Origin of the sequence: Bacillus sp. YC2 (genome assembly GCF_019891195.1) — a bacterium.
Taxonomy (GTDB): Bacteria; Bacillota; Bacilli; order Bacillales; family Bacillaceae; genus Bacillus.
In genome coordinates this window covers 38,923-45,757 of sequence record NZ_JAHXDO010000019.1, presented here as the reverse complement: position 1 = coordinate 45,757, position 6,835 = coordinate 38,923, and the positions used below count along the sequence as shown (strand labels likewise).

7 protein-coding genes and 2 pseudogenes are annotated in these 6,835 nt (G+C 38.7%); 2 read left to right on the top strand and 7 right to left on the bottom strand.

What is annotated here, in order from left to right; all coding sequences use genetic code 11:
• Both KY305_RS20430 and KY305_RS19235 read left to right on the top strand, forming a co-directional pair.
• A pseudogene (locus KY305_RS20430) lies at positions 1-1,182 on the top strand (pre-toxin TG domain-containing protein); the annotation flags it as partial.
• On the top strand, positions 1,179-1,610 hold the full coding sequence (locus KY305_RS19235; RefSeq protein WP_223063848.1) for an SMI1/KNR4 family protein: 432 nt from the start codon (positions 1,179-1,181) through the stop codon (positions 1,608-1,610). The pseudogene KY305_RS20430 and the gene KY305_RS19235, both read left to right, overlap by 4 nt.
• An 85-nt stretch (positions 1,611-1,695) precedes the next feature.
• Here KY305_RS19235 and KY305_RS19230 read toward each other — a convergent pair whose 3' ends face one another.
• The 7 genes and pseudogenes from KY305_RS19230 to KY305_RS19200 form a co-directional block, all read right to left on the bottom strand.
• Positions 1,696-2,238, bottom strand: a complete 543-nt coding sequence (locus KY305_RS19230) for a tyrosine-type recombinase/integrase (protein WP_223063847.1) — start codon at positions 2,236-2,238, stop codon at positions 1,696-1,698.
• Entirely contained in the window at positions 2,235-2,687 is a 453-nt protein-coding gene (locus KY305_RS19225; protein ID WP_223063853.1) for an ArpU family phage packaging/lysis transcriptional regulator, read from the bottom strand. Before KY305_RS19225 ends, KY305_RS19230 begins: the two co-directional genes overlap by 4 nt.
• A gap of 88 nt (positions 2,688-2,775) precedes the next feature.
• The gene (locus tag KY305_RS19220; RefSeq protein WP_223063846.1) at positions 2,776-2,919 is read right to left on the bottom strand and encodes a hypothetical protein; all 144 of its coding nucleotides are present in this window, start codon (positions 2,917-2,919) and stop codon (positions 2,776-2,778) included.
• A 103-nt stretch (positions 2,920-3,022) separates the two neighbouring features.
• On the bottom strand, positions 3,023-5,074 hold the full coding sequence (locus tag KY305_RS19215) for a Z1 domain-containing protein (protein ID WP_223063845.1): 2,052 nt from the start codon (positions 5,072-5,074) through the stop codon (positions 3,023-3,025).
• A gap of 64 nt (positions 5,075-5,138) precedes the next feature.
• Entirely contained in the window at positions 5,139-5,846 is a 708-nt protein-coding gene (locus tag KY305_RS19210; protein ID WP_223063844.1) for an HNH endonuclease, read from the bottom strand.
• 18 nt (positions 5,847-5,864) lie between these two features.
• Positions 5,865-6,608 (bottom strand): annotated as a pseudogene (locus KY305_RS19205) (DNA cytosine methyltransferase).
• Positions 6,605-6,808 carry a MerR family transcriptional regulator gene (locus KY305_RS19200; RefSeq protein ID WP_223063843.1) on the bottom strand — a complete coding sequence of 68 codons (204 nt, stop codon included), beginning with the start codon at positions 6,806-6,808 and terminating at the stop codon, positions 6,605-6,607. Before KY305_RS19200 ends, KY305_RS19205 begins: the two are co-directional and overlap by 4 nt.
• Positions 6,809-6,835 lie beyond the last annotated feature (27 nt).

Here is a 6,835-nt window from a genome sequence, read left to right as displayed (position 1 = left end):
AATACAAAAAATTGGTGAGCTGGATAACAACCTTTCAAATGAATATGCGCTGACAGAAGCTAATGAGGCGTTTATTATGGCAGATTTTCAGGCATTACAAGATGCGACAGGGAAAGGCAATAACGCCACCCCGCTCAACTATAATGCCAAGGCGTACCGAGAAAGCGAGATCCACCAGATGCAAGCGGGATTACATAAGCAGTCGTCCGATTATCTTTCGTTCAAAAAGCAGCAGGCTGAAGAGCGAAGAATCGCCAAGGAACAGGAAGAGCTTGCGAACAGGACCTGGTACAAAAAAACATGGGATGTCGTTTGTAATTTTACAGGAGAAGTTACTGGGTATTATGATTATAAAAGAGCGGCTGATGGAGTTGACCCCGTCAAAGGTGAAAAACTCACTGCCGGTCAGCGAGCCGCAGCCGGGGAATGGCTGCGGCTGGTTATATTCCAATTGTCGGCTGGGCCGGCCGTATCTTTAAAGGTGGAAAAACAATCTATTCAACCGGAAAAGCAATTTACAAAGCAGATAAAGCGCTCGAAATATATAAAACTCCAAAAACCTTCCAAGCTCTTCAGAACTCTGACAAAGGACTTTATGGGCTCGCATCTGCGAACGGTTTTAGTGAGGCCATAACCGGTCGAGATATGTTTGGGAATAAAATATCGGACGAAGAACGAAATAACAGTATACATACTGCCTTAGCTGCATTTGTGCCGTTCGGGGTACGTGGGGTTAGTGGGAAGCTTAATGTAAAAGCAAATGGCACCGCTGAGAATTTCGTAATATTTAACAAGACTCATAAAGATTCAATGCCAAAACCAAAAGGTACGGGCCCTAGTGGAGGACGGTTACAATCCCATCATGGATTACAACAGCAGTGGGCAAAAGAAAATCTAAAAAAGTATGGTTATGATGCTAATAAAGCGCCTACTATAACTATTGAAACAGGAAAAGGGTTCCCCCACACTGAAATAAGTAAAAGACAGAACATGAGACGTAATGAACGGGTCGCCCACGGGAAAGGGAAATGGGATTCGACTTTACAAGAAGAACTCAATCATACAGTGGAGGATTTAAAAGCAGCAGTATTTTCACGCGAAACTATTGAAAATGTACTCGAACAACAATATAAGATGTTAGAAAAGCTCGGAGTAAAATTTGAAAGGATTGATCTGAAATGACTTTGCTCAATAAAATAAGCTCTCGTTTTTCAGTAGATGCGAAAGAAGCAGCGGCAACCGAAGAAGAAATCAAAGCATTAACGGGATTTTCCTCTATTAATGTACCATCTGATTATTTAGACATAGTAAGTGAAGCCACAGAAGTAGAAATAAATGTAGCTGGTGAAAAGTATATACGAATATGGAGTCCCGCTGGTTGTGTTGATATGAATGAAGCCTATGAAATACAGGACTACATACCAAACTCGCTTGCTGTCGGCGACGATGAAGGTGGGAATGCTCTGATTTATTTTGAAGGAACAGAAGGTTTTGGATTATATATTGTGGGATTCGGAGATTTAGATGCAGATGAAGCTGTAAAAGTCGCCCCATCTTTAAATGATTTATTAATTCAGGATACAGGTATAGAAAAATTATTAGAAAATTAATTTAAGCCCTCTTATATAGAGGGCTTCAGGCTGTCGAGATTTTCTCGACAGCCTGAGACTCATCTTGTTTATGAGATGAGCCTGCTTATATTTTAAATTTCTTCATGGCGTTGTTCATGGCATCCTGGTTAATCCCAATGTATCGAAGGGTTGTCCGCTGGTCAGAGTGGTTGAAAATCTCCTGCAGCATGGCAACATCTTTTGTTTGCTTGTAAAAATGGTATCCGAATGTTTTCCTCAGCGTGTGCGTGCCTATATCATCCAAACCGACATACTCAGCGGCAGCCCTCAGAATCTTATAAGCCATCGACCGGGAAATGGGCTTATTGATCCCTTCGCGGCTTTTGAAAAGATATTCATGATCTTCTTTCCCCTCAATATACGCCTTTAATTCCTTTTGAATAGCTGGCGTCATGTCAATTCTCTTTTTCTTTTTGGTTTTCTTCTCTATAAGATTGAAATACGGCCGCTTGGCGTCTCTTACTCTCAGCTCCAGTATATCTGATATGCGAAGACCTGAGTTTATACCGGTAACAAATAGCATGTAATTCCTCTCACTCTGTTCTTTTAAAAACCGTTTGATATAGAAAATGCATTCCAGATCCCTTATCGGCTGAACAAAATTCATTCCGGCGCGCCCCCGTCCTTATAGACTTCCACGCGAAGAGCAAAGGCCAGCCGGTAAAATGCTTTTGCTTTCGTCCGGTAGTAACTGCGCTGGCTGAGTCTCATTTCTACATAAACCTCATAATCATACATCTCTTCATTCTGCATGTAGAGCATGACAAGTATTTGCCGCTCCTTTTGAGAAAGCCGGTTAACCGCTCTTTGCATTCTCTTTAAAAACCGGTCCCTTTTAATCTCCCATTCCATGCGTTTTAATGCTGCGTCTTCTGTGGAGGAATGAAATTCATTCGAAAAGCTGGGAGGAACAAGGCTGTATGTTGCGGTCACTTTCGGCAAAAAATCTTCCGGCACTTGTAGCAAGTACATGCGATATTGTTCGAGCAGCTTTTCTGCGTTAATTCTCGTTGCTTCTTCGTCAATTTGAGGTATGTTCAATCTCAACTGGTCTATTTTATTTTCATTGTTGTTTTTATCTTTTTTATCCATAGCATTTCCCTCCCGTTATTATTGCTGTCTAAAAGCTCCGCCACGGCCCCTTTTATATGTAGGCCTTGTTTACACCCATGAGGTTCTCTAAATTTCTCTCGGTAAGCTTCTGTGGCTTTTTTTCAATACTCTTGCGTGGCGATGGCTGTTTTTCTTTAAAACCAACGTTCTGCGCGGCGTTTTTCTTCGCTTTCATGCCGTCCCTCCGTTCAAATAAAAAACGGACACTGATCATTGCACAGTGATTCTGTGCAATGATCAGTGTCCGCAGGCTTTCCGTCTTGGACATCTTGGGTTTTTTAAAAACTTTCGTAATTAAAAAGGACATTTATTTTATTGGAAGGAAACTTAAATAATGGAATCCAGAAATCAGAGCCGTCCCATTCTCTGCCCTGATTTCCTTTATCACTTAAAGACACTTTGTTTCTTATTAGAACTAAGACTGGTTTATCCGTATCTGCAGAATTAACTAATTCTTGTAAAGAAGGATTTAAAACAGAAGCGATTTCTCTGTATCCTCTAGTTTCTGACAAACCCAACTTTAAATCTAGTGCATAAATTAACTGTCCAGTATTCGATTTACTCTCCTTAAACCACTTGAGATACTGACTTATCACTTGTTTATTCCATTTCCCATTAACTTTAATCGGCAATCTGTTAATAACGTCTAGCATCTCATCGATTTCATAACTAATTATCTGTTTTTCCTTATTTAGACTTTTAATTTTTTCATCTAAATATTTTGTAACCTTCTCTGATTTGCTTTTACGATATTCAGGTATTTTCGGAGAAATACTTTGACCAGCTTTATATGCCCCAACAGTTTTTGGAATAACCGGAGGCCTAGTCGGATTAATACCTTTGTTATCCAAATAAAGCGTAGAACTAGAATCTTGACTATGATTTTTGATAATATCTCGTTGAATAGCATCATGATCACAAATTGTCTCAAATAAATCAGCTATATCATCTGGGATATAAACCCGTGTAATATCTAAATCTCTTGAACGATAACCACACATTCTTGCATGTTGCATTAATGTATCAACTTGTGGATTACCAGTTAGCCTTCCATAATAAGTAACTAGAAGACGTGGAATTGTTATACCTCTACCTAATTTATTCCCACCAATTATAAAATTAAATTTTTTCGTTAATTTTATTTCTGTATTTGAGTTTTTAGAGGTATTAAGCACAAACACTTCATAGCTATTAATATAATCGTTTAATGTGCTTAACAATATTGGGAATTCTGGGATATCAGGAAGCGTACTTTGTAAATCAGCGTATGCCTTACTTAACAATCCTAAAAATTTATCTCTATTCTCAATATTATCTTTGTCCTTTAAAGCAATATATAAATCCTTAATAAAAACATTGACTAAAGATTTAATCTTATTATGAATATCTTTCAATTGACTAATATGACACATAAAAGAAAATTTCTGATCCTCTGGTTTCTCTGATTTGTCCTGCAGTTTAATTGCAACACCTAATACAAAAGTTACTAATGATTTAAGTAACCCTTCTGGAAATTCTAAATTTTCATCATTTAAATCACGCAATTTAGTTATTTCTTGCAAATCAACAGAGCGAATGTGTTTTTCCTTATTTTCTTTGAAGAATTTATGGATTCCTGTATATCCACTGCCAGCTTCAACTACCTCAATAAACTCAGGATGAAATCCATCACTTTCTTTATCTTGTAGTATAATAGCTTGCGGCGTTGCCGTAACTTGGAGGTACATATGAGTACCAACTAGTTGCCTAATCTCTCTTAATTGGCTGTTAATAGTACTGGGCGATTCTCCTTCCATTCTTTGCTTTGTATCCAAGCCAACTGCATCAGCCTCATCATCTATAATTAAGGTTGGTGTATTAGCTAAATCATCTCTATCAGTTAAAAAATTTTTTAATTTCTCTAAATCAGTTGGATCTTTTTTACATATCAAAACAATACCATCATTCTTTAATACCATCTCAATGAAATTATTATGTTCATCTAAATCAGCTATATTTCTGACTAAAGGACCTTTTAAAGCTGAATCAGCCCTCTCAAATGTTTGGTTTTGGAGTGACTTATTCCTATCTGTTAAAATCACAAACAATTTATACGCGTTATCTTTAGCCACAGCAATCGTCATATTAATAATATTAGTTTTACCACTTTGGATTAATCCATAAAGTAAACATAATTTATTATCTGTTGTATTTGCTCCAACCTCAGGAGCATGTTTCATTATTTCTCTTGCATGACTTACAACTTTTTCGGCAGCTTTTAATCCAATTTCAGTTGATAATAAATTAAAAAAATGAGTCTCTGTTTTTCCACCATTTAATAAATTATTCATACAACACCTCTTACCATGAATTGTAAATGTTTCAAAAAAAGAATATAACCTATTTCACAGATAGTCAAATAGTTAGGATATTTCTGATTTCATCCTTATTTATCCACGGCCTTTTTCTATGCAACATTCTATGACAATTTGAACATACTAGTATTAGGTCTGACATATTGGTTTTGCTACCTTCAAACTGATAATCTGAAATTGGAACAGTATGATGGCATTCGATGAATCCCTTACCTAATTCTCCATATGTCTGATAAAAATCAAAGCCACAAACAGAACACCTTAGCTCATTTTTTTCCATTGCTTTCTTTTTTAATGCTTTGACAACTTTACAATTTCTCTCCCTATACCTATGTAATCTAAAAAGCACTTTTCCTTCAGGAAATAATTCATCTTCTTCACTTGCCTCTGCTACAGCCGCGAAAGCTCCGACTTTTACAGCCTGTCTAATTTTAGATGCAACTACCTCCAGCATAGATCTATTTGCAGAGAACTCTTCCCATATGACTTTTTCTAATTTCCCACCCCTAACTAGCCCTGAGCCTGGTACGTCAGGGTCTAGTCTTTTAAAATTATTGAGTTTCATACTTACACCGTTAGGATTACGGAAAGTTTCCTCTTTTTGTTTATCACTTGACGATAACTGGTTTAATATCTTACTAAGTTTTATAATTTCGTCATTTGTTGAGGAAATCTTCGACGCCGGCAATTTGAAATAAAGATCAAGAGCCAATATAAGTTCATCTCTATTCCACTTTGGATTTTTCATCAAGTTCACCCAACTTCTCTATTTTTTGGATATATAATTTATACCATAAAAAATAGGAAAAATCTGCTGAGGCACTACCGCGTTTCCCAATGCTATACTTCGGTCCACCCGATTGGGAAACCCATCATCCACTCCAACAACTGGGGATTGATGTATTTTCCAGTAAGATTGGGAAACAGATGGCCCAATCCCCCGGGCAAGATTACCCCGTGAGTTCCGTCCGCTTCTGAAGGCGCTAAAGGTCTGATAGGCTTGTGGTTCTGACTTGCGCCGGCGTTGGCAACAACAAATGTCCTGTATCTTTGATGCGGCGCGCCGACACTGACAGCCGGAAATACAAATGTCCTTGTTTGGTAGCCTTGACTTTCCAAGTTGGACAGGACTGTGTCCAAGCCCATTGTGATGTGTCCAGCAACGTTTTCTCCAACAACCCAATCGGGCTGCAATTCTTTTGTGAGCCGGAACATTTCAGGCCATAGCCATCTCTCGTCCGCCTTTCCTTTTCTCTTACCGATAACACTTTCACCCTGGCAGGGATATCAATAATGTCAATTGTTCCACCTGGTTCAATCACTCCTTTTTCTTCTAAAAGCTGTCTGTTCAAGGTGCATACATCATCGAAGATGGGAACGCCCGGAAAATTTTTGTTTAATACCTTTTGGCAAAAAGGTGGCGCTCGCAGAATGCTACCGTCTCAACGCCGGCCCATTTAGCCGCAAGAGCAATCCCTCCAATGCCGGCGAACAATTCAATACTTTTCATCCCGTCATCCCCAACATTCCCGGCATGCCGGAGATAGCGAAGAAGAGCGCCACGCATCCCCCAACCAGCCAAGTATTTATTTTATCTCGTTTAGCGATAATGGTATTACCGACCATATTCAGATCGTCAGACCGAGCGACCAGCGTATGGATGTATTGCGGGGAAATCTTTAAAAGCTCGGCAGCCTGCTCGACGGTCATTGGTTAGTCTTTCGTGGCCTTCACGTT

Excerpts from the sequence above, each read along its gene's own strand:
- KY305_RS19200 (WP_223063843.1), bottom strand. The coding sequence starts at position 6,808 with ATGACCGTCGAGCAGGCTGCCGAGCTTTTAAAGATTTCCCCGCAATAC.
- KY305_RS19230 (WP_223063847.1), bottom strand. The coding sequence starts at position 2,238 with ATGAATTTTGTTCAGCCGATAAGGGATCTGGAATGCATTTTCTATATC.
- KY305_RS19220 (WP_223063846.1), bottom strand. The coding sequence starts at position 2,919 with ATGAAAGCGAAGAAAAACGCCGCGCAGAACGTTGGTTTTAAAGAAAAA.
- KY305_RS19215 (WP_223063845.1), bottom strand. The coding sequence starts at position 5,074 with ATGAATAATTTATTAAATGGTGGAAAAACAGAGACTCATTTTTTTAAT.
- KY305_RS19235 (WP_223063848.1), top strand. The coding sequence starts at position 1,179 with ATGACTTTGCTCAATAAAATAAGCTCTCGTTTTTCAGTAGATGCGAAA.
- KY305_RS19210 (WP_223063844.1), bottom strand. The coding sequence starts at position 5,846 with ATGAAAAATCCAAAGTGGAATAGAGATGAACTTATATTGGCTCTTGAT.